The following is a 22,134-nucleotide window of genomic DNA, read 5'->3' as shown; positions in this document are numbered from 1 at the left end:
CCCGTCACCCTATTGCGCCGACGTTCCGTTCGACGAAAAAACGACGTCAGAAGCGAGTCGAGTCGGCATCGATCCAGTCGGTGAGCCAATCGGACGGCGGATCGTCGAGCAGTTCGCCCGGCATCAGCCACTCGTACAGTTCGGCGTAGGTGCGGGTGGTGACGCCGTCGATGCGACGGTTGAGCATCGCCGCGGTCAGCTGGTCGAAGCTGTCCAGACCCATCGATGCCACCATCTGCTGGGCGCCGGCCACCGTCGACTTCTGAAACCGGAACACTCTGGCCGCCTTGTCGGGGACGTCGAGTGCGCGGGTCCGCGCCGGGTCCTGGGTGGTCACGCCGACGGGGCAGCGGTTGGTGTGGCACATCTGGGCCTGGATACATCCGACGGCGAACATCATGGCGCGGGCGGCGAGGGTGAAGTCGGCTCCCTGGATGATTCTCTTGACGATGTCGGAAGCACTGGCGACCTTCCCGGACGCGCCGATCTTGATGCGGTTCCGCAGGCCGGTGCCGGTCAGCGCGTTGTGTACCAGCATCAGTCCCTCGGTGAGGGGCATGCCCATGTTGTCCTCGAATTCCACTGGACCTGCACCGGTTCCGCCCTCCGACCCGTCGACGATGACGAAGTCCGGGGTGATGTCGCGTTCGAGCATCGCCTTGCAGATGCCGAGGAACTCGATGCGCGATCCGACGCACAGCTTGAACCCGACGGGTTTGCCGCCGGACAGCTCTCGCAGGGTGACGATGAAGTCGATCAGCTCGTTCGGGGTGGCGAACGCGGTGTGGGCGGGCGGGGAGATCACCGTCTTCCCGACCGGCACGCCGCGCGTCTCGGCGATTTCGCGCGACACCTTCGCCCCGGGAAGCACGCCGCCGAGCCCGGGTTTCGCGCCCTGTGAGAGCTTGATCGAGATTGCCTTCACCTGATCGAGTGCTGCGTGTTCGGCGAACTTGGCGGGATCGAAGCGGCCGTCGTCGGTGCGGCAGCCGAAGTAGCCGGACGCGATCTCCCAGATCAGGTCGCCGCCGTGCTTGCGGTGGTACGGGCTGATGGCGCCCTCGCCGGTGTCGTGCGCGAACCCACCCCGCGCCGCGCCGGCGTTGAGCGCTTCGATGGCGTTGGCGGAGAGTGAGCCGAAACTCATCGCCGACACGTTGAGGAGGGCGATGTCGTAGGGGCGTGTGCAGTCGGGGCCGCCGAGGCGCACGGTGGGCTGCTCCGGCGGTGCCATCTTCGCTCGCAACGAGTGGACCATGAACTCGTAGCCGACGGCGTGCACGTCCCGCTCGGTGCCGAACGGCTCCTCGGCGAGGGTGCCCTTGGCGCGCTCGTAGACGAGGTCGCGGGTGTCGCGGTCGAAGGGCGTTCCATCCGTGGACGATTCGACGAAGTACTGCTGGATCTCGGGGCGGATCTTCTCGAGCAGGAACCGCGCGTGCCCCAGCACCGGGTAGTTCCGCAGAATGCTGTGCCGCCGTTGCAGCAGATCCCACGTCCCCAGGGCCGCCGTCGCGAGAAGGAGGACCGCGGCGAACCACCACCCGGTCGCCACACCGAGGGCCAGGGCGAGAGCGCCCAGTCCGAGGATCCCTGTCGCGAAGACGATCAACCAGCGGGTCACTCGCTGAGACTAGAACCTCACGTGAGTGCCGACGTGTACTCCGGCGCACTTTCCCACTCACATGGGGGACGGGTGGGATAGTGGACGCACGAGGTCAACTGCCACGACCGGGGGATGTCATGACGGAGTCACCGAACAATCCGGAATCGTCGAGCAATCCGGTTCCGCCGAAGCCGGGCGACACGGGCGCGTATGGATACCAGTACCCGACGCAGCAACAGCCGCAGTCGCAGCCCTACCCGGGCCAGTACGGGCCACCGCCTCTGCCGCCCTCGAACGCCGGGTGGGCGGTGGCGGCCGTCCTCTTTTTCTGGCCGCTCGCGTTCGCCGCGTTCAACCACGTCCACGACGTCTACCCGAAGTGGGCGATGGGCGACTACCAGGGCGCTCAGTACGCGTCCGACCGCGCGAAGGCCCTGGGCAAGATCGCCCTGTGGATCTGGGTGGCGCTGATCGTCGTGTTCGTGATCGGGTACGCCATCCTGATCGTCGCCCTCGTCGCGAACAGCAATACCAACAGCTGGTGAGGGCGATGGTCGTTGATACGGCCCCGACGCCGTAGAATCCAACGACCGTGAGCCTTACCCTCGGAATCGTCGGACTGCCCAACGTCGGCAAGTCCACCTTGTTCAACGCGCTGACCAACAACGACGTGCTGGCCGCGAACTACCCGTTCGCGACCATCGAACCCAACGTCGGCCTGGTCGAACTGCCCGATCCGCGGCTGTCCGCGCTCGCCGGGATCTTCGGTTCCGAGCGCATCCTGCCCGCGACGGTGTCGTTCGTCGACATCGCCGGCATCGTGAAGGGCGCCTCCGAGGGCGCCGGTCTGGGCAACAAGTTCCTCGCCAACATCCGCGAGGCCGACGCGATCTGCCAGGTGGTTCGCGTATTCAACGACGACGACGTCGTGCACGTCGACGGGCGCGTCGACCCGGCATCCGACATCGAGGTGATCGAGACCGAGCTCGTCATCGCCGACATGCAGACGCTGGAGAAGGCCCTGCCGCGGCTGGAGAAGGAAGCGAAGAAGAACAAGGAACTCAAGCCCCTCCACGAGGAGGCGCTGAAGGCGCAGGACATCCTCAACGAGGGCAAGACCCTCTTCAGCGCGAAGGACAAGCTGGACTTCTCGTTGCTGCGCGAGCTGAGCCTGCTCACCACCAAGCCGTTCCTGTACGTGTTCAACGCCGACGAGTCGGTGCTCACCGACGAGGCGAAGGTCGCCGAACTGCGCGCCTCCGTCGCCCCGGCCGATGCCGTGTTCCTCGACGCCAAGGTCGAGCAGGAGCTGCTCGAGCTGGACGAAGAGGACCGGCAGGAGATGCTCGACTCGATCGGACAGTCCGAGCCCGGACTGCACGCCCTCGCCCGCACCGGCTTCCACACCCTCGGCCTGCAGACCTACCTCACCGCAGGTCCCAAGGAATCCCGCGCCTGGACCATCCACAAGGGCGACACCGCCCCCCAGGCCGCCGGCGTCATCCACACCGACTTCGAACGCGGCTTCATCAAGGCCGAGATCGTGTCCTTCGACGACCTCGTCGCCGCCGGATCCATGGCCGCCGCCAAGGCCGCGGGCAAGGTCCGCATGGAGGGCAAGGACTACATCATGGCCGACGGCGACGTGGTGGAGTTCCGCTTCAACGTCTAGAACTGGCCTGATCGTCCGTAGCCGGGTACCCGCCGCGACCCACCGCCGAGCCGGTGGGTCGCGCTCGATGTCGTCGTGGCTACTCCTGAGCGCGCTACGTGATGCGTGAACCCCGGGCGAGCTCGGCGCCGCGCGGCGGGAAGGGTTCGCCGTTGTTGTACCTGTGTTCGAGAACGGTGAGGTAGTGGGTGAGGGCTTCGTCGACGAGGTTGGTCCAACTGTCGGGGGCGCCAGTGATGTGGCCGATGGCGGCGACGGCATTCTTGCCGTTCTCGGCCTTGGCGCGGGTAATGGAGACGGATTCCTGTCTCTTGTCCGCGGCGACCCGTCTGGTGGTCCTCTTGTCCTCGCGGAGGGCCACCGACCCGGATTGGGTTTCGGCGATGGCGGCTGCGTCCTGTCCGATGTCCGCGCACTGTTCGATGAGGTTCGGCAGTCGCGGCTTGCGGCGTTCGAGGGGGTTGTTGACGAGTCCAGGTTTACGTGTCACACCCGTCAGGAGGTCCTTGCGACGGGTTCTCGAGTACGTCTCGTCCTGGTGGGCGCTTGTGCGGGGCTGCCGGCGTTCGAGGGGGTTGTTGGCGAGTCCGGCTTTACGAGTCGCGCTCATCGGGGGTCCCTTTCGACGAGTTCTTGGGCGGCGTCGCGGTAGGCGCGTGCGGCGGAGGAGGACGGTGCCCACCTGACGACGGGTTCTTCGGCACTGTAGCTTTCGCTGACGCGGACGGACTTCGGGATGATGGTGTGCATCGTCTGCTCGGGGTAGGTCTCGCGGAGCGCGGCCAGGACCTGCTGGTCGATGATCTGGCCGAGTTCGACACGGCCGCACAGAATGTGATTGAGCCGTGCAGTGGGGTTGAGCAGCTCGACCTGCTGGGTGATGTAGTTCTCGATCCGCATGAGCGCTTCGAGTTCCATGGCTCCCGTCATGACGGCGGCGAGCACTTCGGTGGAGGCGACGAGTGCGCTGATGGTCAGGTGGTCGAAGTCACCCGGGCAGTCGAGGAGGTTGAAGTCGACGTCGTCGGCGCCGGCGAGGGTCTTGCGCAGAATGCCGTGTGCACCGGGCTTCTTGAGGAAATAGGGACCGACGGAATCGAGCTCCTTGGTTCCGGGAACGAGGTGGATCCCGGACGCGGTCATGGTGGTGGCTTCTTCGATGCTCGCCACCATCATGAGTACTGACAGGACGTCGTTGTCGACGGCTTCGGGTGTGGCCCCGAGCCACGTGGTGGCGTTGCATTGTGGGTCGAGATCGACGACGCGGACGGTGTAACCGGCTTCGACGAGGGCTTGGGCGAGGTTGACCGTGCTCGTGGTTTTGGTGGAGCCACCTTTATGGTTGACCACTGCGATGGTGCGGGTCATATGGGCCTACCCTTCGTGAAACATATAGTGACTAGCTCAAGATACTGAACTTGGCCCCGGCACGTGGGTGACCCGCCGATTCAGCCGGGGAGCCGACATGGTGACGCGAAACACCGGCACCGTGTTCCGCTTCACCGTCGCAACGCGTTTCCCCGCACGAGTACTCCGACGAGCGCTGCGCCGATGAGCGAGATCAGCCCGGTGGTGACGGCGGCGTGGTTCCAGCCCGACATCATGCCGTCGACGGTGCCTGCCGGGTCGAGGGCGATGATGCTGACTACGGTGACGCCGATCGACGAGCCGAGGTAGCGGGCGGTGTTGTTGGCGCCGCTGCCGAGTCCGCCCTGGTCGGCGGGGACGCCGGCGACGGCTTGGCGTCCGAGGCCGGCGTTGAGCAGTCCGCTGGCGACGCCGGCGAGCAGTAGTCCCGGGACCAGTCGCAGGAGGGACGAGTCGGGGGAGAGGCCCGTCATCGTGAGCATGGCGACGCCGACGCCGGCGAGCCCGATGACCAGTTGCGGTGACCCGGCGAGCCGCGCGGGGAGGTTCCGCGCCAGCAGCGACGCGACGACGCTCGTGCCCGACCACAGCGCGATCACGCCGGCGGCCGCGAGCGTGCTGACGTGCATCGTCTTGACCAGGAACGTGCACGCGAACGACATCAGCCCGATGATGCCGGCCCCGGTCGCAAGGGCCGCGAGAGTGGCGGCGAGGAAGTCGCGTCGGCGGAACAACGCGAGATCGAGCATCGGGTAGGGCCGTCGCCGCTCGACCGCGACGAAGGCGATCGTGAACACGGCCGCGCCCACGCCGCAGAACACGGTGGCGGTGGTGTTGCCCTGCCTGCCCTCGACGAGTGCGACGAGCACCAGGACCATCGCGGCGCACAGTGTGACCGCGCCCGGCACGTCGATCCGCTTCGGGACGGCGGAGCGTGACTCCGCCAGCGAACGGGTGGCGACCTGTCCGATCACGAGAGACGCGACGGCGAGCGCCCAGTACAGGCCGCGCCACCATCCGGCGAGGTCGAGGAGGCCCGCGAGCACGGGGCCGACGGCGATTCCGGCGCCGACGCTCGCGCCCCAGATTCCGCTCGCGGTCGCGCGGGCCGCCGGTGTGGTGAAGGCGTGCGCGACGGCGCCGAGGCTGGCCGCGATCAGGGCTGCGCCAGCGACACCCTGGATCAGTCGCCCGACGATGAACAGGACGGGTTCCTGACTGACCGCGCCGATCACCGCGCCCAGGGCGAGAAGCCAGGCACCCCAGTGGAACACCCGGCGCCGTCCGTAGTCGTCGGCGAGCGCGCCCGCGGTCAGCAGGACCGCGGCGAGGCCCACGCTCATCGAACTGAGAATCCATGTCTGCGCTGCCGGGCCCGCCGACAGTGCTGCGGCGACTGTGGGCATGTTGCCGAGCGGGGCGCAGAACGCGACGAGCGCGACGAACGTCCCGAGGGACGCGACGGACAACGTGGTCCCCGGGCGGGGTGAGCGTGTGGGGATCGGCGAGGCAACCGCAGTTGGTCTGTTCACAAGACTGAACTTAGAACTATTTTGGTCTGATGACAAGACTGAATTGCGCTAGCATGTGGGAGTGGCACTGGGAACCGGGTACTCACAGCAGAACTGCAACCTCGCTCGCGCCCTCGAAGTGGTGGGTGAGCGGTGGACGATGCTCGTGCTCCGCGACTGCTTCTACGGCGTCCGCCGCTTCAGCGATCTGCTCGCCCACCTCGACATCTCCCGCGCCGTCCTGACCGATCGACTGGCTGCTCTCGTCGACGCCGGAGTGCTCGTCCGCGTGGTCGACGGCGGTCATCCCGAGTACGAACTCACCGAGGCCGGAAAGGCGCTGTGGCCGAGCATCTATGCGCTCTCGCAGTGGGGTGAGCAGTATGCGTCGCCCGGCAGCTACCCCGGCCGGGTATTCTCGCACGCGGAGTGCGGCACCCGGCTCGACCGTTTCGGGCGGTGCCCCGACTGCGGCACGATCCCGGGGCCGGAAGACCTGGTGGTCGCGCCCGGGCCGGGGGAGGCGGTGCATCCTCGCAGCGACGCCGTCGCCGTGGTGTTGCGTCAGCCCCGCCGGATGCTCACCCCGCTGCATCCGCGCACCGTGGCGTGAGACTGACGGGCGTGAGTCCTACGCCGCGATGCGCACGGGCGGTTCGAACGTGGCCCGCACCTGCAGCCATTGGGCGAGGATCTGGCATCCGGTGAGCCCGCTCGCGTCCAGTGGTTCGCTGGCGTACGCGATGTGCCGACCGCCCCGCGCATTGACGATGCGCATGCCGCGCCAGGCCAGGCGCGGCGGCAGGTAGCCCAGCACCTCGTTCACGGCGGTCCGGCAACGTCGCAGGTCGGTGCGCCATTGCCGGGGGCTGACCCGCGTCTTGTGTGCGTTCTGGAAGCTGTTGTGCCGAAGCAACTCCCACGTCTGCGTGAGCCACGTCCGCCGCGTGCGAAAAGACATCCACCGGGTCAGGTCCGCGATGTCGCGCACATAGCTGTCTTCGCTGGCATTGCAGATCATGTCGTCGGGGTGCGCGATCCACTGGACCGGCACGGTGTCGGGAAGCGGGGGCCCCACGCCGGCGACACCCCGTCCACCGCATCCCGGGACCGCACCCGCCGGTTGCTCGGGGTCCGAGACCAGACCGACCGCGCAGAGGTTGCCGGCGCGGAGGGCGCCGGTGGCGATCTGCCCGAGGACCTCACGGATCACCGTGCATCCCTGCGAATACCCGACCAGCATGACCTGTCCGGGTGCGTCGTCGATGGCGTCGATCAACCGGCGCACCCCGACCTCGATGCTGTGACGGTAACTGAGTCCGCCGGCGGCGACCGGCCCGTACGACGCCGGATAGCCGACCCACCGGGACGCGAAACGGTCGTCGAGGGCGTCGGTGACCTCGCGCAGCAGTCCGGACACGTGGCGCCGGTGGTCGTCGGGGTGGGATTCTCCGGTACCACCGACGGCGAGAACGGTCACCTGGGGCATGACTTCCATCATGCCGACCGGGAGTAAGGATCCGTTCGGTCGATCCTGAGAAGTTCCTGGCAATCGAACGGCCGAGGTTGTCACCCGATCGCCAGCGCGATCAGTGCGACCAGCGGAGGCACACTTTGGGCCAGTGCGCCGACGACGCCGTCGCCACGCCGGCGGCTGAGTGCCATGCGGTCCGAGACGGCCAGCGCGATGCCCGCCAGGCACATGAACGTGCATACGTAGATGACGAGGGTGCGGCCCGGAGTGTCCTGACCGGCCCACCACAGGACCACGCCGGCGGCGGCTCCGGCCGCGAGGAAGAAGTTGTAGAAACCGACGTTGAACGCCCAGAGATGGGCGGCATGCACGTCGCTGTCCGGAATGCGGAAGATGCCCTCGTGCACCGATGGCCTGCGAAACAGGAACGACTCCCACACGAACGCCAGCAGGTGCACTCCCGCGGCGACCAGGGTGGCGATCTGACCGACGAGGATCATGACGCACCCGACCCGGTCGCGAGTGCGACGCCGTATCTGTCGGCGACGTCGCGCAGCAGTGGGGCCGCTTCCTCCGGCGCGTGGCCGTGCCCGACCGCGTCGAGTTCGGCGAAGAAACCGCTGTTGGCCGTCCCGGCGACGACGAGGAGGAAGCCGGCTGCCTCGGAGAGGACCGTGAACGTATTCATCGTCCTCGCCTCGATGACGATGGTTTCACCGGGCTCGAGTTCGTATCCGGTGTCGCCGGCCTGGACGAGGATCCGGCCGCGCAGCACGTGATACGACTTGGACCACGGCTCGGCGTGGAGCCGGCCGGGCGCTCCGCGGGGTGCTTCGACGAGGAACACTTCGTATGCACCACCGGCGCGACCACCGCCGACCAGGACCGTGATGTCGGCGTCCGGCACGGTGAGGCGCCGGCCGTCGCCTGCTCTGACTACGTGAACGTTGCTGGACATACTGCGACGCTATGACCGCCCGATGCCGCAGCCCATCCCCGAAATCTGGGATGGTGGTACGTCTGTGACCAGCGCATACTGTGTTCATGCTGGAGGTTCGGGCGGGGAAACTGCGCCGCGAGGTGCTCGCCTTCGCGGGAGCGGGCACCGGTGTCACGCAACTCCACGAGCGGGCCATCGAACTGGTCGGTGACACGGTGCGCAGCGACCTGACGTGCTGGGCGATGCTCGACCCCGAGACACTCGCGATCAGTTCGATGACCAGCGGACGCTGCCGGATCGCGCAGCGGTACGAACCTCTGCTCGCTGAATCGGAGTACAACGGCGACGATCCGGGGACGTTCGCCGAACTCGCCCGCAGCGGCCGCACCGTCGCCCGTGCCTCCGACCTGCCCGCTGCCGAGGTCGCGCACAGCCTCCGGCACGCTGCAGTCTGGGGGCCGCTGGGGCTGCGCAACGAGGTCCGTATGGTGTTCCGCGTCGACGGTGTGTGCTGGGGCGCAGCCGGATTCGTGCGGTCCGGGCCGGATTTTACCGACCGCGACCTCGAGTTCCTGACGCTTGCGGCCCCCGGGTTGGCGGCCGCGACTCGGTCCGCATCCGTGCACGCCCCGGCGGTGTCCCGCGCCTGCGATCAGGGTCCGGCAGTGGTGCTCACGGATGCGGCGGGCGACCCGGTTGCCCTGACCGCCGCCGCTCACGGCTGGAAGGACCGATTCGACGAAGTCGCTCCGGGCAGGCTGGCGTTGGTGCTGCGGGCCGCGACCTTCGGTGCGCGTTCCAGCAGCACGGGAATCTTCAAGGCGCGGATCCGCGATGCCGAGGGCGGCTGGGTTCTGGTGCGCGCCACGGCATTGATCGGAGCCGGCGAACCGCAGACGGTGGTGACCGTCGAACCTGCGGGCGACGGTGAGCTCACCGGGCTGCTGCTCGCGGCCTATGCGGTGACGGCCCGCGAACGAGACGTGTGTGCGGACGTGCTGGCCGGCTACGCGACGTCCGAGATCGCGGACCGCCGCGGGATCACGGTGAACACCGTCCAGGACCACCTGAAATCGGTCTACGCGAAGGCGGGGGTCCGCAGCCGCGCGGAACTCGCCGCACGGCTGCGGACCGGTCGCGAGAACTAGCGACGGCTCACGACCCGGTGGTGCCGGTTGCCGGCGAGGAGCACGCCGCCTGCGCTGTCGCCCATGTCGTGCTGTCGACGCCGGGAGGTGCGGCCGACGCGTCCGGCGCGCCCCCCTGCGGCGGGGCGGAACCCTCGCCGCCACCGGGCGGTGCCATCTCGCCGCTCGGCGGGGCCATTCCGCCCGGTGCGCCGCCGGCGGCCTGGTCGGGTGGCGCGGGCACGCCGTTCTCCTCCAGGCAGGCCTGGAGTTCGTCGCTCATCGCCGCGGGCGCGGTGCCGTCCTGCACGACCGTGCTGCCGGTGCCCGTCGACGAAGTGCCGGACGAAGACTCGCCCGAACTGCACGCGACGACGGAACACGCGAGGCCTACCGCCATCGCCGCTCCACCGAGGCCGCGAACCAATTGTGAACGCATGATCGATGCCCTTCCCTCTGTGAGTGAGACACCACTACACCGCGGGAGGCTGGGAGAACACTGCGTGCACGCTGGAAGGCGACTGTCAGCGCGGTTCGGGCCGCTCCTGGTAACACTTGAATTCGAGTGCGAGGCGGCCGCGCCCGTGCGTCATGGAGCGCAGGGCGACGGGGTAGTCGGTGATCTCGCTCGTCGGGACGGAGGCGATGACGGTGATCTCGCCGTCACCTGCCGGTTCAGTGCCCTCGATCTGGCCGCGCCGCCGGCCGAGATCGGCCATCACGTCACCCTGCAGTGTCGCGGGCACCGTGACCTCGACGTGGTCGACCGGTTCGAGGACGAGTGTGCCGACCTTGTCGATGGCGGCGCGAAGGGCGAGCGCCCCCGCCATCCTGAAGCTGAAGTCGTCGGAGTCGACCGAGTGGTGCTTGCCGTCGAGGACGGTGGCCCGCAGGTCGACGAGCGGAAACCCGTGCCGCCCTCCGCGTCCCATCGATTCCGCTATCCCCTTGCCGACCGCCGGAATGAGCGACTTGGGAATCACCCCACCGCGGGTCTCGTCGACGAAGTCGTAGCCCTCGTCCCGGGGGAGCGGTTCGAAGCGGACCGTCGCCACCCCGAACTGGCCGTGCCCGCCGCTCTGCTTCTTGTGCCGGCCCTCCGTCTCCACCGGACCGAGCAGCGTCTCGCGATAGGCGATCTTCACGGGCTCGGTCTGGAGCGTGATGCCGTACCGGCGCTTCAACCGGGTCAGCGCGACCTGCACGTGCACGTCGCCGGCGCCCCGGACCACCGTCTGGTGGGTTTCGCTGTCGCGGCTCACCTCCAGCGTCGGGTCGTCGCTGACGAGTTCGGCCAGGGCGGTCGCGAGTTTGTCCTCGTCGCCCGCGCTTTCGGCGGCCACCGCGATCCCGTACACGGGACGTCGGTGCTCGATCGCCGGCACGGTCAGCGCGGCACCGATCGGCGCGAGCGTGTCACCCGTCGCGACGTCGGTGAGTTTGATCGCCCCGACGATGTCGCCCGCCTCCGCCGTATCGATCGCGGTGTGTTTGCTGCCGAGGACGCGCAGCAGATTGTGCAGACGCTCCTTCGCGCCGGTGCGCTGGTTCACGAGGACGTCGTCGGCGTGCACGGTGCCGGACAGGATCTTCACCAGCGCCACCTGCCCGACATATTCGTCCGTCTGCGTCTTGAAGACGTACGCGAGCGGATCGCCGGTCGGGTCACACGTCACCGTGGTGACCCCGTCACCGTCCACTTCGATGCCCGGAGCCTCCGACGGCGCCGGCGCGATCCGGCACACGAAGTCGAGCAACCGGTCGACGGCGATCGCGTCGACGGCGGACCCGCACAGCACCGGCCACAGCGAGCCCCCGGCGAAACCCGCGCGGAGGGCGTGCTCGAGTTCGGCGACGGAGATGTCCTCGCCGTCGAGATACTTCGAGAGCAGATCGTCCTCGATCTCGACCACGTCCTCCACGAGGTGCTCGTGCTGTTCGTGCTCGCGGTCCGCGATGTCGGCGGGCAGCTCGTCGCTCGTGTTCGCCGACCCGGTGTCGTAGAGGATGACGTGTTCGGTGAGCAGGTCGGCGACCCCGGTGAACGCCGATGCCTCGCCCACCGGCAGGTCGACCGGCTCGACCCCGGACCCGAAATGGTCGCGGATCCCCGACAGGACGGCATCGAACGACGCCCGCTCCTTGTCCATCTTGTTCACGAACAAGATGCGCGGGATGGAACGCTCACCGGCCGCCTGCCACAGCAACTCGTCGTTCACCTGCAGACCGCTGACGCCGTCGATCACGAACACGGCGACATCGGCGACGCGGAGCGCGGTCGTCGCGTCGCCCACGAAATCGGCGTACCCCGGCGGGTCGAGCAGGTTGATCCGGTAGTCGCCCCACGAGAACGACGCCAGGCCGAGCGCCAGCGACTGGGTGCGGTCGTGCTCCTCCGGCTGGGTGTCGAGCACCGTGTTGCCGCTTTCGACGCGGCCCGGCCGCGTGACCACTCCGGCGCGGTACAGCATCGCCTCCGCGAGCGTCGTCTTGCCGTTGCCCTGATGTCCCACCAGAGCGATATTGCGGATCAGATCGGTCTCGGTCGTCACGGCTACCCCCACCGCAGCACTGTCTATGGGTCGTCCCCGACGATACCGCGCGCGCCACCGGCGATGAGGCGTTATCTTCTGTCCGCAGACCCCCGAGACCCGAACGGAGACCGACATGGCACCGGACGAGTTCCTCGTCGAACGTTCCACCGTCATCGATGCGAGCCCCGAGGTCGTTCAACCGCTTCTCGACGACTTCCGGCAGTGGCAGTCGTGGTCGCCGTGGGAGGGCGTCGATCCGGACCTGAAGCGCACGTACACCGGCCCCGCGTCCGGGGTCGGCGCCGCCTACGCGTGGGACGGCAACCGCAAGGCGGGCGCGGGATCGATGGTGATCACCGAGTCGGTGCCGGGCTCGAAGGTCGTGCTGGACCTGAAGTTCCTCAAACCGTTCAAGGCGGACAACGTCACGACGTTCCTCCTCGAGCCGAACAGCGCCGGGACCACCGTTCGCTGGCAGATGACCGGAAAGAACAACCGATTCTTCAAGCTCCTCGGAGCGTTCTTCTCGATGGACAAGATGGTGGGCAAGGACTTCGAGAAGGGCCTCGCGCGGCTGAAGGCGACGGCCGAGGAACGGTAGACGTCCTACTCGGTCGCCAAGTTCAGATCGGTCATGGTCCTGAATCGGGGTGTGCCGTCGCCGCCGTCGGTGGCCTGCTCCATCACGAGGCGGGCGGACCGCCCCTTCAGATAGAGGGTCGCCACCTGATCGCCGAAGAAGGGTCCGGCGAGCTTGGACCAGTCGAGCGGGACCGGCGGTACCCGCGAGACCCGGCCGAGGATGAAACGCACCGTCCGCTCGGTGGCGCGCCGCCAGGAGATCCGGAACGTCACCTTCATCGCGGCCGGAACATAGTTGTGCAGGGGAGAGCACGTCAGCTGATAGACCCGCGACTGCACCGACTCGGGGTAGTGGGCCTGCGCGGCGTACGCGTGGTGGACGTCGCCGGACAGCACCGAGATGGTGGACGGCGCCCGGCCGCCGGGGCCGGATTTCCGTCCTCGTCCGACCTCGGCGAGGAGGCGGGCGAGGCGGTCGAACGAATCACGGAACGCCGCCCAGTGCTCCAGGTCGGCGCCCCGCCGAATCTTCTCCGCCAGGGCCGCCACGCGAGGACCACGCGATCCGCCGGCGAGGCGTTCGTCCCACGATTCCAGGTCGTGCAGCGCGCGCGGCAGCAACCACGGCAGCGACGTTCCGACGAGCAGATGGTCGTAGTCGCCTTCGGTCTCACGCTCGATCCACGAGAATTCGGCATCCGACACCATCTCGCGGCGACCGCCGGCGAGGACGCGACCGCACCGTGAGTCGATGACGAGGAGCCGCGCGACCCCGAGGTCCCGGCGATACGACCATTGCGTGCCCTTGGCCCCGTCCGCCTCCTCGTCGGCGGCGGACGCGAATTCGCGGAGCATCGGTTCGACGTCGCCGCCATGCTTCCGAACACGTTGGTACAGGTCGTTTTCGGCGAGATGGCTCGGGGCCAGGTTGCCGAGGTGCTGGTAGACCCAGTACGAGGACAGGGCGCCGACGATGCGCTCCTCCCACCACGCGGTGGCCTCGACTTCGTCGCGCCAGGACTGGGAGGTGTTCCAGTCGTCCCGGACGTCGTGGTCGTCGAAGATCATGGACGTGGGCACCGTCGACATCAGCCACCGCACCTGCGGGTCCGACCACGACTCGGCGTAGAGCCAGGTGTACTCCTCGAAATTGCGCACCTGTGGTCCCGGCGGCTCGTTCACGTCGTGGATCTCGGCGACGCGGGCCTCCGTCTCCGGGGACAGTTCGTCTGCGTACACCTGATCGCCGAGCAGCAACAGGGCGTCGGGCCACTGCTCCGGGGACTGTTCCGCCATCCGCACCGCGTACGCGTCCAGGGCGTCGGCGCCGAGATGCCGGTTGTCCTCCGTCGACGACATCGTCGCGAACCGGCACGACCCGAACGCCAGCACGAGCGTGTCGTCGTCCTCGTCGAGGGTGCGGATGCGGGACGGCACCGCGTTCGGCAGCGGCCACACCGGGCGGCCGTCGAGCGTCACCTCGTACGGCGTGCTCGACCCGGGCTCCAGCCCCTCCACGCCGACGAGCGCATAGTGGTGGCCCGATACGTTCCACGTACGTTCCTCGTGGCCGAGCACCCTCACGGTGCACGCCTCGGAGGTCTCGACCCACACCGTCGCATCGGACGTGCCGACATGCCTGAGCAGCGGCCCCAGAATCAACTCCGCCACGACGTCACCAGGCCGGAACATTCACGCGTGACCGATACATGCGATCAGCCTACGGATCCCGGCACGACTTCGAGGACGCTTCTGCGCGATGAAGAACAATCACGTCGGTCCGGCATGGCCCTGAGCACGGCCGCGTCCGGTATGCATCCTTGCTGGACCGCCTTGCGCGGTGACGGTGTGGTTCCGTCGTCCGAGTGCCGACGCCTCGAAGGTGCTTGTCGGACAGTACGTGTCGGTGGGTGCCGATAGTCTCCGGCGCATGGCTGAACCAGTGAAGGGCCCTGCGTCGTACTTCCCGTCGATCGAGGAGAAGTACGGCCGGCCGATCAGCGAGTGGCAGACGCTCATCCGTTCGTCCGAGCTGACCGGGCACATGGAGTTGGTGAGCTGGCTGAAGTCCGGGCACGGGCTCGGTCACGGCCATGCCAACGCACTGGTGGCGTACACCCTGAAGGAGGACGCCGCCGGCTGACGGCGGGTGCACCGAGATCCCGGACCCGTCGCCGCACGGAATCCGGGTTGTCGGCGCGGGCTATCATTCCGACGACGAATCTGGTGTCGAGGGTTCTGCTGTCGAAGGGAATCGAAGTGAGCACGAATATCGAACAACTGGAGTTCCAGGCGGAGACCCGCCAGCTCCTGGACCTCATGATCCACTCGGTGTACTCCAACAAGGACTCGTTCCTGCGGGAGCTCATCTCCAACGCCTCGGACGCGCTGGACAAGCTGCGGCTCGAAGCGTTCCGCAACAAGGACCTCGACGTCGATACGTCGGACCTGCACATCGAGATCGAGGCCGACGCGGAGAACCGCACACTCACCGTCCGTGACAACGGCATCGGCATGTCGCACGAAGAGGTCGTCGACCTCATCGGCACGCTGGCCAAGTCCGGCACGGCGGATCTGCGTCGCAAGCTGCGCGAAGCGAAGGACGCCGCCGCATCCGAGGAATTGATCGGACAGTTCGGCATCGGCTTCTACTCGACTTTCATGGTCGCCGACAAGGTGACCTTGCTGACGCGGAAGGCCGGCGAGAGCGAGGCCACGCGCTGGGAGTCGAGCGGCGAGGCGACGTACACGATCGAAGCGGTCGACGACGCGCCACAGGGCAGTTCCGTCACCCTGCACCTCAAGCCCGAGGACGCCGAGGATCACCTCCACGACTACACGTCGGAACGGAAGATCAAGGAACTCGTCAAGCGGTACTCCGACTTCATCGCGTGGCCGATCCGGATGGACGTCGAACGCCGAGTCCCCGCGGAGGGCGACGGCGAGGACGAGGTCACGACGACCTCGGAAACGATCAACTCCATGAAGGCGCTGTGGGCGCGCTCGAAGGACGACGTCTCCGAGGACGAGTACAAGGAGTTCTACAAGCACATCGCCCACGCCTGGGACGAGCCGCTCGAGGTCATCCCGATGAGAGCGGAGGGCACGTTCGAGTTCCAGGCCCTGCTGTTCATCCCCTCGCACGCGCCGTTCGACCTGTTCATGCGGGACGGCAAGACGGGTGTGCAGCTGTACGTCAAGCGCGTCTTCATCATGGACGACTGCGACCAGCTGATGCCGGAATACCTCCGCTTCGTCAAGGGTGTCGTGGACGCGCAGGATCTCTCCCTCAACGTGTCGCGTGAGATCCTCCAGCAGGACCGGCAGATCCGCGCCATCCGGCGCAGGCTCACCAAGAAGGTCCTCACCACGATCAAGGATCTGAAGGCGGAACGGCCCGACGACTACCGCACGTTCTGGGCGGAGTTCGGCCGCGCGGTCAAGGAAGGCCTGATGTCGGACGCCGACAATCGGGATGCGCTCCTGGGCATTTCGTCGTTCGCGTCCACGCACAGCGATGAGGAACTGACTTCCCTCGAAGACTACGTGGCACGGATGAAGGACGGCCAGGAGCAGATCTTCTACGCGACCGGCGACTCCCGGCAGCTGCTGGAGAGCTCGCCGCACATGGAGGCGTTCCGTGCGAAGGGCTTCGAGGTGCTGCTGCTGACCGACCCGGTGGACGAGATGTGGGTCGGTGCCGTTCCGGAGTTCGACGGGAAGTCGTTCCAGTCGATCGCCAAGGGCGAGGTCGATCTCGACACCGAGGAAGACAAGAAAGCGCACGAGTCCGAGCGGGAGGAGCAGGAGAAGGACTTCGCCGGCCTGCTCTCCTGGATGGCCGACGCGCTGAGCGAGCAGGTCAAGGAGGTGCGACTGTCGTCCCGGCTGACGACGTCTCCGGCCTGCATCGTCGGCGACGCGTTCAGCATGTCGCCGGCGCTCGAGCGGATGTACCGCGCGTCGGGGCAGCCCGTCCCCACCACCAAGCGCATTCTCGAGCTGAACCCGACCCACCCGCTCGTCACCGGACTGCGGGACGCGCACGGCGCGCGCGACGAGGATCCGGCGCTGGGGGAGACCGCGGAACTCCTCTACGGCATGGCGTTGCTGGCCGAGGGCGGCGAACTCGACGATCCGGCCCGGTTCACCACGATGCTCGCCAACCGCCTCGCCAGGACGGTGTAGAACCCTTGCTGGTCCTGGTCACGGGGGGAACGGGTTTCATCGGGGCGTGGAGCGCGAAGGCGGCGGCGGACGCCGGCCACCGGGTGCGGTTCCTCGTCCGGGATCCGGCTCGCCTCGTGACCAGTGCGGCGGCGCTCGGACTCGACACGTCCGATCACGTCGTCGGTGACATCACGGACGCGGAATCGGTGCGGCGTGCGCTGGACGGCTGCGACGCCGTCATCCACGCCGCCGCCGTGGTCGCGGTCGACCCGCGGCGCGCGGACGAGATGCTGCAGACCAACCTCGCCGGCGCGCGGAACGTGCTGGGAACCGCGGTCGAGATGGGTCTCGACCCGATCGTGTACGTCTCGAGCATCGCCGCCCTGTTCCAGCCGGGAGTCGGGGTGCTCACCCCGGAACTGCCGGTGTGCGGACCGCCCGACGCCTACGGCCGGAGCAAGGCGCGCGTCGAGCACTACGCGCGCAACCTGCAGGCCGGTGGAGCCCCGCTCGCCATCACCTACCCGGGCATGGTCGTCGGTCCGCCCGCCGGCAATCAGTTCGGTGAAGCAGCCCAGGGCGTCGAGGCCGCTGTCCGTCTGCGCTTTCTCCCCGGTCGCAGTGCCGCGTGGACCATGGTCGACGTCCGGGAGGTGGCGAGCGCGCACGCGGCCCTGCTGGAACCGGGGCATCGCGCCCGGCGATACATGCTCGGCGGTCCGCGGGTTCCGATCGCCGGGATCTCCGACATGCTCGGCGCGATCACCGGCAAACGGATGGGTGTGCTCCCGGTGCCGGACACCGCTCTGCGTCTGGTGGGCAGGCTGGTGGACGCGGTCGACCGGTTCATTCCGTTCGACTCACCCGTCTCGGAGGCCGCGATGGAGTACTACACGCGGATGCCGGACACGGACGACGGACCGAGCGAGCGTGAATTGGGTGTGAAGTACCGCGATTCCGCCGAGACACTGGCGGATACCGTCGCGGGGCTGAAGGACGCGGGTCGGCTGTGAGTTTCACGCGGGCGGAGTTGGAGTCGTTCCGGGACGCGGAGGTCGCAGATCTCATCGGACCGGGATGCCGCCTGCTGTTCGTCGGTATCAACCCAGGACTGTGGACGGCCGCGACCGGTGCGCATTTCGCGCGGCCGGGCAACCGCTTCTATCCGGCACTGCTGGCCGCCGGGATCATCGAGCGGGCGATCGATCCCACGTCCGGCATGTCCGACGAGGATCGTGATCACCTGATCGGACGAGGCGTGGGCATCACCAACCTGGCCCCGCGCGCCACCGCGAAGGCGGACGAGTTGACTGGCGAGGAACTGGCCGTGGGAGCCGAGCGCCTGCGCGGCGTGGTCCGTGACACCGCGCCGCGGGTGGTCGCCGTCGCCGGGATCACCGCTTATCGCACGGCTTTCGGGGAGCGTGCGGCCAAGAAGGGCAGGCAACCGAGTGATCTCGAGGGCGCGGAACTGTGGCTGGTGCCCAATCCCAGTGGGCTCAACGCCCACGAGACGGTCGCCACCCTGGCGGCGTCGTACCGGGAGGCGGCGACCCGGGCGGGAATCGTCTCCGGTTGACCGGACAGGTCGCTAGGCTGCGGAGATGACCGTCGTCTACAACCTCCTCTTCGTCTGCCATCTGCTCGGTATGGCCGCCCTCGTCGGGGGCTACTTCGCCGTGCTCGGGTCGCCGCGGATCTCCGAGGTGATGGTGTGGGGTGCGCGCCTCCAGTTCGTGACCGGGCTGATCCTCGTCGGGCTCGGCGAGTCCGCCCTCGACAAGGACTACAACCACGTGAAGATCGCCGTGAAGCTCGTGCTCTCGCTCGTGGTGGTCGCGCTCGCCGAGATCGTCCGCGGCAGGCAGAAGAAGGGACAGGACAACCCGACGCTCGTCCATGTGGTCGGGGGACTGGGCATCGTCACCGTGCTGGTGGCCGCACTCTGGACCTGATCCCGCCGTAGCTCACTTCTTCGGTGGAGCAAGGATTTTCATCGCGAGCCGCTGCACGGACTCGGGCATCCGGTCTTTCACGGACAGCGCGAACTCGCCGGCCTTCGTGCGTACCGAGGTGCCCCGGCCGAACCGCCGGTTGAGGGCGGACCCCTCGGTCGGCTGATCGAAGTGGAGAGGTGGGGCGCCGTCCGCGGCGCCGAGAGCGCGCCCGATCACCATTCGCTGAATCTCGCTGGTGCCCTCGAAGATGGTGTACAACTTGGCGTCCCGGTACCACTTCTCGACGGGGTGGTCGCTGATGTAGCCCCACCCGCCCATCGTCTGCAGTGCCCGTTCGGTGGTCTTCACCGCGACCTCGGATGCCGCGAGTTTCGCCATCGAGCCCTCGCCGTGGCGGAATTCCACGCCGGTCGCCGCCATCCACGACGCCCGCCACGTGAGCAGCCGCGCGGCGTCGATCTGTGTCGCGAGGTCGGCGAGGGGAAACGCGATGCCCTGGTTGTCGATGATCGGACCGCCGAACGCCTCACGACGATTCGCGTATTCGGTGGCGTACTCGAGTGCGGCGCGGGCGATACCCAGCGCCTGAGCGGCCACCATCGGACGTGTCTGCTCGAAGGTGCCGAGCGTCGCCGACTTCCGCCGCGGGGCGCCGGTGGCCACCTCCTCCTGCACCTCGCGGGCCTTCCGCATTCGGTTCTGCAGCTTTTCGTCGCCGCCGAGCAGATGGTCCGCGGGCACCCGCACCTGATGGAACTTCAGCTCCGCCGTGTGCGACGCACGGCAGCCCAGCTTGTCGAGCTTGCGGACGAGTTCGATCCCCGGAGTTCCGCCGGGCACCACGAACAGGGCCTGCCCGCGGTGGCCCAGATTCGGGTCGACGGTCGCGTTCACGACGTGCACGTCGGCGATGCCGCCGTTGCCGATCCACATCTTGTGCCCCTCGATCACCCACTCGTCGCCGTCGCGCGTCGCGGTGGTCCGCAGATTGCGGACGTCGCTGCCGCCCTCGGGTTCCGAGATGCACAGGGCGGCGAGTTTCAGGTTGCCCGGCTCGCCGAAGCATTCGGGTGCCCAGCGCAGCATCTGCTCCGGCGTCGCGGCCTGCCCGATCGACGACAACGCCAGCGCGGGCATCACCACGGCGAGCCCGATGCCGGCGCAACCCCAGAACAGTTCCTCCATGAACAGGGGGAGGGACAGACCGGTCGGGTCGCCGATGAGGTCGCGGTAGAACAGCGGGCTGTAGAAGCCCTCTTGCGCGGCCTTCTCGAGGACGTCCCACGGAAACTCCTGCGCGCGATCGTGCTCGCCCGCCACCGGGCGGATCACGTTCTCCGCAAAGGCGTGCGTCCGTTCGACGAGATCTCGCTGAGCCGGAGTGAGAGCGAGGCTGAAAGTCATGGCAGTCCCTCGGTAGCCGTGTTGCTGTGCACCAACGTAACACCCACGAACCGCCGCGGGCCGCGATCGTCATATCTCGACAGTTGAGATGGTCATCCCATTAGGTGACAAGTGTTGCTAGCGTCGGAAGGGTGAGCGGCGAGGACACGGTCTACACCCACGGACACGACGAATCGGTACTGCGCAATCACCGGTGGCGCACTGCGGAGAACTCCGCCGCGTATCTGCTCCCGCATCTGCGCGAAGGGATGACGTTGCTCGACGTCGGATGCGGACCCGGCACCATCACCGCCGACCTCGCCAGAGTCGTCGCCCCCGGAGTCGTCACCGCCGTCGAGATGAACGACGAAGCGCTGTCCCTGGCCAGGAACGAGTTCGCGAAACGCGGGGTGGCGAATGTCGAGACCGCCGTGTCGGACGCGCACGCACTCGACTTTCCCGACGACAGTTTCGACGTGGTCCATGCACACCAGGTACTGCAGCACGTCGGCGATCCGGTGCAGGCGCTGCGGGAGATGAAGCGAGTGTGCAGGCCCGGCGGACTCGTCGCCGCCCGTGACGCGGATTACGGCACCTTCACCTGGTTTCCGGTGACACCCGAACTCGACGAGTGGCTGGTGCTCTACCAGGACATCGCCCGGGCGAACGGCGGCGAACCGGATGCCGGCCGGCGCCTGCGGGCCTGGGCGCACGAGGCGGGTCTCGGCGACGTCGAGAACACCGCGAGCACCTGGTGTTTCTCGTCCGTCGACGAACGCGAGTGGTGGGGTGGGTCCTGGGCCGACCGCACACTTCGGTCCACCTACGCCGAACGGGCGCTCGAACTCGGACTCGCCACCGAGGACGACCTCGCGCGCATCGCTGCCGGGTGGCGTGCGTGGGTGCGGGAGGACGACGGCTGGTTCGCGCTCCTGCACAGCGAGATCCTGTGCCGGGTGTAGGACCCCCTTCGAACATCCCGCGACGAATACCCGGGGATGGAACACTCGGCCCATGACGAGGTTGCGGCTGGGTCGATCGTGCGTGCTGGGACTGATGACGGCTCTGAGCGGGATGGTGCTCGCTCCGGTCGCCTCCGCGGCTCCGGAAGGTACAGCCTTCTCGGGTGACGCCGAGCAGGTGGTCACGGTGCACGTCCCATCCGCGGGAGCGGTGGTCGGTCGGCTGACCGGCTGGGAACGCGGCGCCGACGGTGCATGGCGGGTGTTCGCCGGTCCCGTGGCCGCCGACCTCGGCGCGGAAGGGATCGGCGCGGCCAACGAGTTCTCCACCCGCACGCCGGCCGGTGTCTTTCCTCTGACGCAGGCGTTCGGCCGCCAGCCCGCACCGGCGACGGCGATGCCGTACTTCCAATCGGACCGGCGTGACTGGTGGGATTCGAACCCGCTCTCGCCGACGTACAACACGCACGTCCGTCAGGACGCGACCCCCGGCGGCATGAGCGAGAACCTCTACGACGCGGGTCCGCTGTACGACTACGCCGTGGCGATCGGCTACAACGCCGCCCGGATCCCCGGAGCGGGTTCGGCGATGTTCCTGCACGTCACCGACGGCACCACCACCGAGGGCTGCGTTGCCACCGACCGCGACACGCTGACCTACCTCCTCGGGAGGCTCGACCCGGCGAAGCGTCCGGTGATCGAGATCGCGGTAGGCGCGTAGCACCCGTGCGCCTTTCTGGTAGCTGCAGCTAGGCGGATTCATGCGGTCATCGCAACATCAAGTAGTTCGTTGAGCTTCTCGGTTGGAGTATGCCAGTCGTGGGTTTTGCGGGGTCGGTCGTTGAGT

Annotated in this window: 23 protein-coding genes; 12 read left to right on the top strand and 11 right to left on the bottom strand. The window is 67.9% G+C overall.

From position 1 onward, the window contains the following. Positions 1–46 precede the first annotated feature (46 nt). Positions 47–1,624, bottom strand: coding sequence for an FMN-binding glutamate synthase family protein (locus ACFTWF_RS40405; protein ID WP_378466693.1), 1,578 nt, complete (start codon positions 1,622–1,624; stop codon positions 47–49). A gap of 119 nt (positions 1,625–1,743) precedes the next feature. Here ACFTWF_RS40405 and ACFTWF_RS40400 point away from each other — a divergent pair, with 119 nt between their 5' ends. Both ACFTWF_RS40400 and ychF read left to right on the top strand, forming a co-directional pair. Then, positions 1,744–2,151 carry a CD225/dispanin family protein gene (locus tag ACFTWF_RS40400; protein WP_378466692.1) on the top strand — a complete coding sequence of 136 codons (408 nt, stop codon included), beginning with the start codon at positions 1,744–1,746 and terminating at the stop codon, positions 2,149–2,151. Between the two features lie 47 nt (positions 2,152–2,198). Then, positions 2,199–3,278 (top strand): redox-regulated ATPase YchF, encoded by a 1,080-nt coding sequence (gene ychF / locus ACFTWF_RS40395; protein ID WP_185728592.1) that lies wholly within the window; start codon positions 2,199–2,201, stop codon positions 3,276–3,278. A gap of 94 nt (positions 3,279–3,372) precedes the next feature. Here the strand turns inward: ychF and ACFTWF_RS40390 are convergent, their stop codons facing one another. From ACFTWF_RS40390 to ACFTWF_RS40380, 3 genes are all read right to left on the bottom strand, one after another. Beyond that, entirely contained in the window at positions 3,373–3,888 is a 516-nt protein-coding gene (locus ACFTWF_RS40390; protein WP_378466691.1) for a hypothetical protein, read from the bottom strand. Then, positions 3,885–4,646 (bottom strand): ParA family protein, encoded by a 762-nt coding sequence (locus ACFTWF_RS40385; RefSeq protein WP_378466690.1) that lies wholly within the window; start codon positions 4,644–4,646, stop codon positions 3,885–3,887. Before ACFTWF_RS40385 ends, ACFTWF_RS40390 begins: the two co-directional genes overlap by 4 nt. A 131-nt stretch (positions 4,647–4,777) precedes the next feature. After that, the gene (locus ACFTWF_RS40380) at positions 4,778–6,178 is read right to left on the bottom strand and encodes an MFS transporter (RefSeq protein ID WP_378466689.1); all 1,401 of its coding nucleotides are present in this window, start codon (positions 6,176–6,178) and stop codon (positions 4,778–4,780) included. A 55-nt stretch (positions 6,179–6,233) separates the two neighbouring features. On the opposite strand from ACFTWF_RS40380, the gene ACFTWF_RS40375 reads away from it, so the two are divergent. After that, the gene (locus ACFTWF_RS40375; protein ID WP_378466688.1) at positions 6,234–6,770 is read left to right on the top strand and encodes a winged helix-turn-helix transcriptional regulator; all 537 of its coding nucleotides are present in this window, start codon (positions 6,234–6,236) and stop codon (positions 6,768–6,770) included. Between the two features lie 18 nt (positions 6,771–6,788). On the opposite strand, the gene ACFTWF_RS40370 is transcribed toward ACFTWF_RS40375, so the two are convergent. The 3 genes from ACFTWF_RS40370 to ACFTWF_RS40360 all read right to left on the bottom strand — a co-directional run bounded on the left by ACFTWF_RS40370 (position 6,789) and on the right by ACFTWF_RS40360 (position 8,589). Further along, positions 6,789–7,658 (bottom strand): PE-PPE domain-containing protein, encoded by an 870-nt coding sequence (locus ACFTWF_RS40370; RefSeq protein WP_378466687.1) that lies wholly within the window; start codon positions 7,656–7,658, stop codon positions 6,789–6,791. Between the two features lie 68 nt (positions 7,659–7,726). Continuing rightward, the gene (locus ACFTWF_RS40365; protein ID WP_378466686.1) at positions 7,727–8,131 is read right to left on the bottom strand and encodes a DUF1304 domain-containing protein; all 405 of its coding nucleotides are present in this window, start codon (positions 8,129–8,131) and stop codon (positions 7,727–7,729) included. Then, complete coding sequence (locus ACFTWF_RS40360; RefSeq protein ID WP_378466685.1) at positions 8,128–8,589, bottom strand: hypothetical protein; 462 nt, start codon at positions 8,587–8,589, stop codon at positions 8,128–8,130. The genes ACFTWF_RS40365 and ACFTWF_RS40360 overlap by 4 nt, the downstream gene beginning before the upstream one ends. An 86-nt stretch (positions 8,590–8,675) precedes the next feature. Here ACFTWF_RS40360 and ACFTWF_RS40355 point away from each other — a divergent pair, with 86 nt between their 5' ends. Then, complete coding sequence (locus ACFTWF_RS40355) at positions 8,676–9,719, top strand: LuxR C-terminal-related transcriptional regulator (protein WP_378466684.1); 1,044 nt, start codon at positions 8,676–8,678, stop codon at positions 9,717–9,719. A 7-nt stretch (positions 9,720–9,726) separates the two neighbouring features. Here ACFTWF_RS40355 and ACFTWF_RS40350 read toward each other — a convergent pair whose 3' ends face one another. Further along, on the bottom strand, positions 9,727–10,137 hold the full coding sequence (locus ACFTWF_RS40350; RefSeq protein WP_378466683.1) for a hypothetical protein: 411 nt from the start codon (positions 10,135–10,137) through the stop codon (positions 9,727–9,729). An 85-nt stretch (positions 10,138–10,222) separates the two neighbouring features. Then, complete coding sequence (locus tag ACFTWF_RS40345) at positions 10,223–12,250, bottom strand: elongation factor G (protein ID WP_378466682.1); 2,028 nt, start codon at positions 12,248–12,250, stop codon at positions 10,223–10,225. Between the two features lie 115 nt (positions 12,251–12,365). Here ACFTWF_RS40345 and ACFTWF_RS40340 point away from each other — a divergent pair, with 115 nt between their 5' ends. Further along, a complete protein-coding gene (locus ACFTWF_RS40340) occupies positions 12,366–12,833 on the top strand; it encodes an SRPBCC family protein (RefSeq protein WP_378466681.1) in 468 nt (155 codons plus the stop codon). A gap of 5 nt (positions 12,834–12,838) precedes the next feature. Here ACFTWF_RS40340 and ACFTWF_RS40335 read toward each other — a convergent pair whose 3' ends face one another. Then, complete coding sequence (locus ACFTWF_RS40335) at positions 12,839–14,485, bottom strand: alkaline phosphatase D family protein (protein ID WP_378466680.1); 1,647 nt, start codon at positions 14,483–14,485, stop codon at positions 12,839–12,841. Between the two features lie 259 nt (positions 14,486–14,744). Between ACFTWF_RS40335 and ACFTWF_RS40330 the strand changes: the two genes are divergently transcribed. The 5 genes from ACFTWF_RS40330 to ACFTWF_RS40310 all read left to right on the top strand — a co-directional run bounded on the left by ACFTWF_RS40330 (position 14,745) and on the right by ACFTWF_RS40310 (position 18,939). Next, positions 14,745–14,957: a DUF4287 domain-containing protein gene (locus ACFTWF_RS40330; protein WP_378466679.1), complete on the top strand. Its 213-nt coding sequence runs from the start codon at positions 14,745–14,747 to the stop codon at positions 14,955–14,957. A gap of 116 nt (positions 14,958–15,073) precedes the next feature. Further along, a complete protein-coding gene (gene htpG, locus ACFTWF_RS40325; RefSeq protein WP_378466678.1) occupies positions 15,074–17,002 on the top strand; it encodes a molecular chaperone HtpG in 1,929 nt (642 codons plus the stop codon). A gap of 5 nt (positions 17,003–17,007) precedes the next feature. Then, entirely contained in the window at positions 17,008–17,997 is a 990-nt protein-coding gene (locus tag ACFTWF_RS40320; RefSeq protein WP_378466677.1) for an SDR family NAD(P)-dependent oxidoreductase, read from the top strand. After that, positions 17,994–18,563 (top strand): mismatch-specific DNA-glycosylase, encoded by a 570-nt coding sequence (locus ACFTWF_RS40315; RefSeq protein WP_378466676.1) that lies wholly within the window; start codon positions 17,994–17,996, stop codon positions 18,561–18,563. The genes ACFTWF_RS40320 and ACFTWF_RS40315 overlap by 4 nt, the downstream gene beginning before the upstream one ends. 25 nt (positions 18,564–18,588) lie before the next feature. Then, complete coding sequence (locus tag ACFTWF_RS40310) at positions 18,589–18,939, top strand: hypothetical protein (protein ID WP_378466675.1); 351 nt, start codon at positions 18,589–18,591, stop codon at positions 18,937–18,939. Between the two features lie 12 nt (positions 18,940–18,951). Here the strand turns inward: ACFTWF_RS40310 and ACFTWF_RS40305 are convergent, their stop codons facing one another. Then, positions 18,952–20,346, bottom strand: a complete 1,395-nt coding sequence (locus tag ACFTWF_RS40305) for an acyl-CoA dehydrogenase family protein (protein WP_378466674.1) — start codon at positions 20,344–20,346, stop codon at positions 18,952–18,954. A 131-nt stretch (positions 20,347–20,477) separates the two neighbouring features. Here ACFTWF_RS40305 and ACFTWF_RS40300 point away from each other — a divergent pair, with 131 nt between their 5' ends. Continuing rightward, positions 20,478–21,287 carry a class I SAM-dependent methyltransferase gene (locus ACFTWF_RS40300; RefSeq protein WP_378466673.1) on the top strand — a complete coding sequence of 270 codons (810 nt, stop codon included), beginning with the start codon at positions 20,478–20,480 and terminating at the stop codon, positions 21,285–21,287. Between the two features lie 52 nt (positions 21,288–21,339). Then, positions 21,340–22,008: a L,D-transpeptidase gene (locus ACFTWF_RS40295; RefSeq protein WP_378466672.1), complete on the top strand. Its 669-nt coding sequence runs from the start codon at positions 21,340–21,342 to the stop codon at positions 22,006–22,008. Positions 22,009–22,134 lie beyond the last annotated feature (126 nt).

It is taken from the genome of Rhodococcus sp. NPDC056960 (assembly GCF_042674125.1).
Taxonomy (GTDB): domain Bacteria; phylum Actinomycetota; class Actinomycetes; order Mycobacteriales; family Mycobacteriaceae; genus Rhodococcus_F.
Note: the sequence above shows the minus strand (reverse complement) of the source record. Positions and strands in the feature narration are given on the sequence as shown.

Excerpts from the sequence above, each read along its gene's own strand:
- ACFTWF_RS40330 (WP_378466679.1), top strand. The coding sequence starts at position 14,745 with ATGGCTGAACCAGTGAAGGGCCCTGCGTCGTACTTCCCGTCGATCGAG.
- ACFTWF_RS40385 (WP_378466690.1), bottom strand. The coding sequence starts at position 4,646 with ATGACCCGCACCATCGCAGTGGTCAACCATAAAGGTGGCTCCACCAAA.
- ACFTWF_RS40340 (WP_378466681.1), top strand. The coding sequence starts at position 12,366 with ATGGCACCGGACGAGTTCCTCGTCGAACGTTCCACCGTCATCGATGCG.
- ACFTWF_RS40305 (WP_378466674.1), bottom strand. The coding sequence starts at position 20,346 with ATGACTTTCAGCCTCGCTCTCACTCCGGCTCAGCGAGATCTCGTCGAA.
- ACFTWF_RS40360 (WP_378466685.1), bottom strand. The coding sequence starts at position 8,589 with ATGTCCAGCAACGTTCACGTAGTCAGAGCAGGCGACGGCCGGCGCCTC.
- ACFTWF_RS40365 (WP_378466686.1), bottom strand. The coding sequence starts at position 8,131 with ATGATCCTCGTCGGTCAGATCGCCACCCTGGTCGCCGCGGGAGTGCAC.
- ACFTWF_RS40370 (WP_378466687.1), bottom strand. The coding sequence starts at position 7,658 with ATGATGGAAGTCATGCCCCAGGTGACCGTTCTCGCCGTCGGTGGTACC.
- ACFTWF_RS40350 (WP_378466683.1), bottom strand. The coding sequence starts at position 10,137 with ATGCGTTCACAATTGGTTCGCGGCCTCGGTGGAGCGGCGATGGCGGTA.
- ACFTWF_RS40400 (WP_378466692.1), top strand. The coding sequence starts at position 1,744 with ATGACGGAGTCACCGAACAATCCGGAATCGTCGAGCAATCCGGTTCCG.
- ACFTWF_RS40295 (WP_378466672.1), top strand. The coding sequence starts at position 21,340 with ATGACGAGGTTGCGGCTGGGTCGATCGTGCGTGCTGGGACTGATGACG.
- ACFTWF_RS40310 (WP_378466675.1), top strand. The coding sequence starts at position 18,589 with ATGACCGTCGTCTACAACCTCCTCTTCGTCTGCCATCTGCTCGGTATG.
- ACFTWF_RS40390 (WP_378466691.1), bottom strand. The coding sequence starts at position 3,888 with ATGAGCGCGACTCGTAAAGCCGGACTCGCCAACAACCCCCTCGAACGC.
- ACFTWF_RS40355 (WP_378466684.1), top strand. The coding sequence starts at position 8,676 with ATGCTGGAGGTTCGGGCGGGGAAACTGCGCCGCGAGGTGCTCGCCTTC.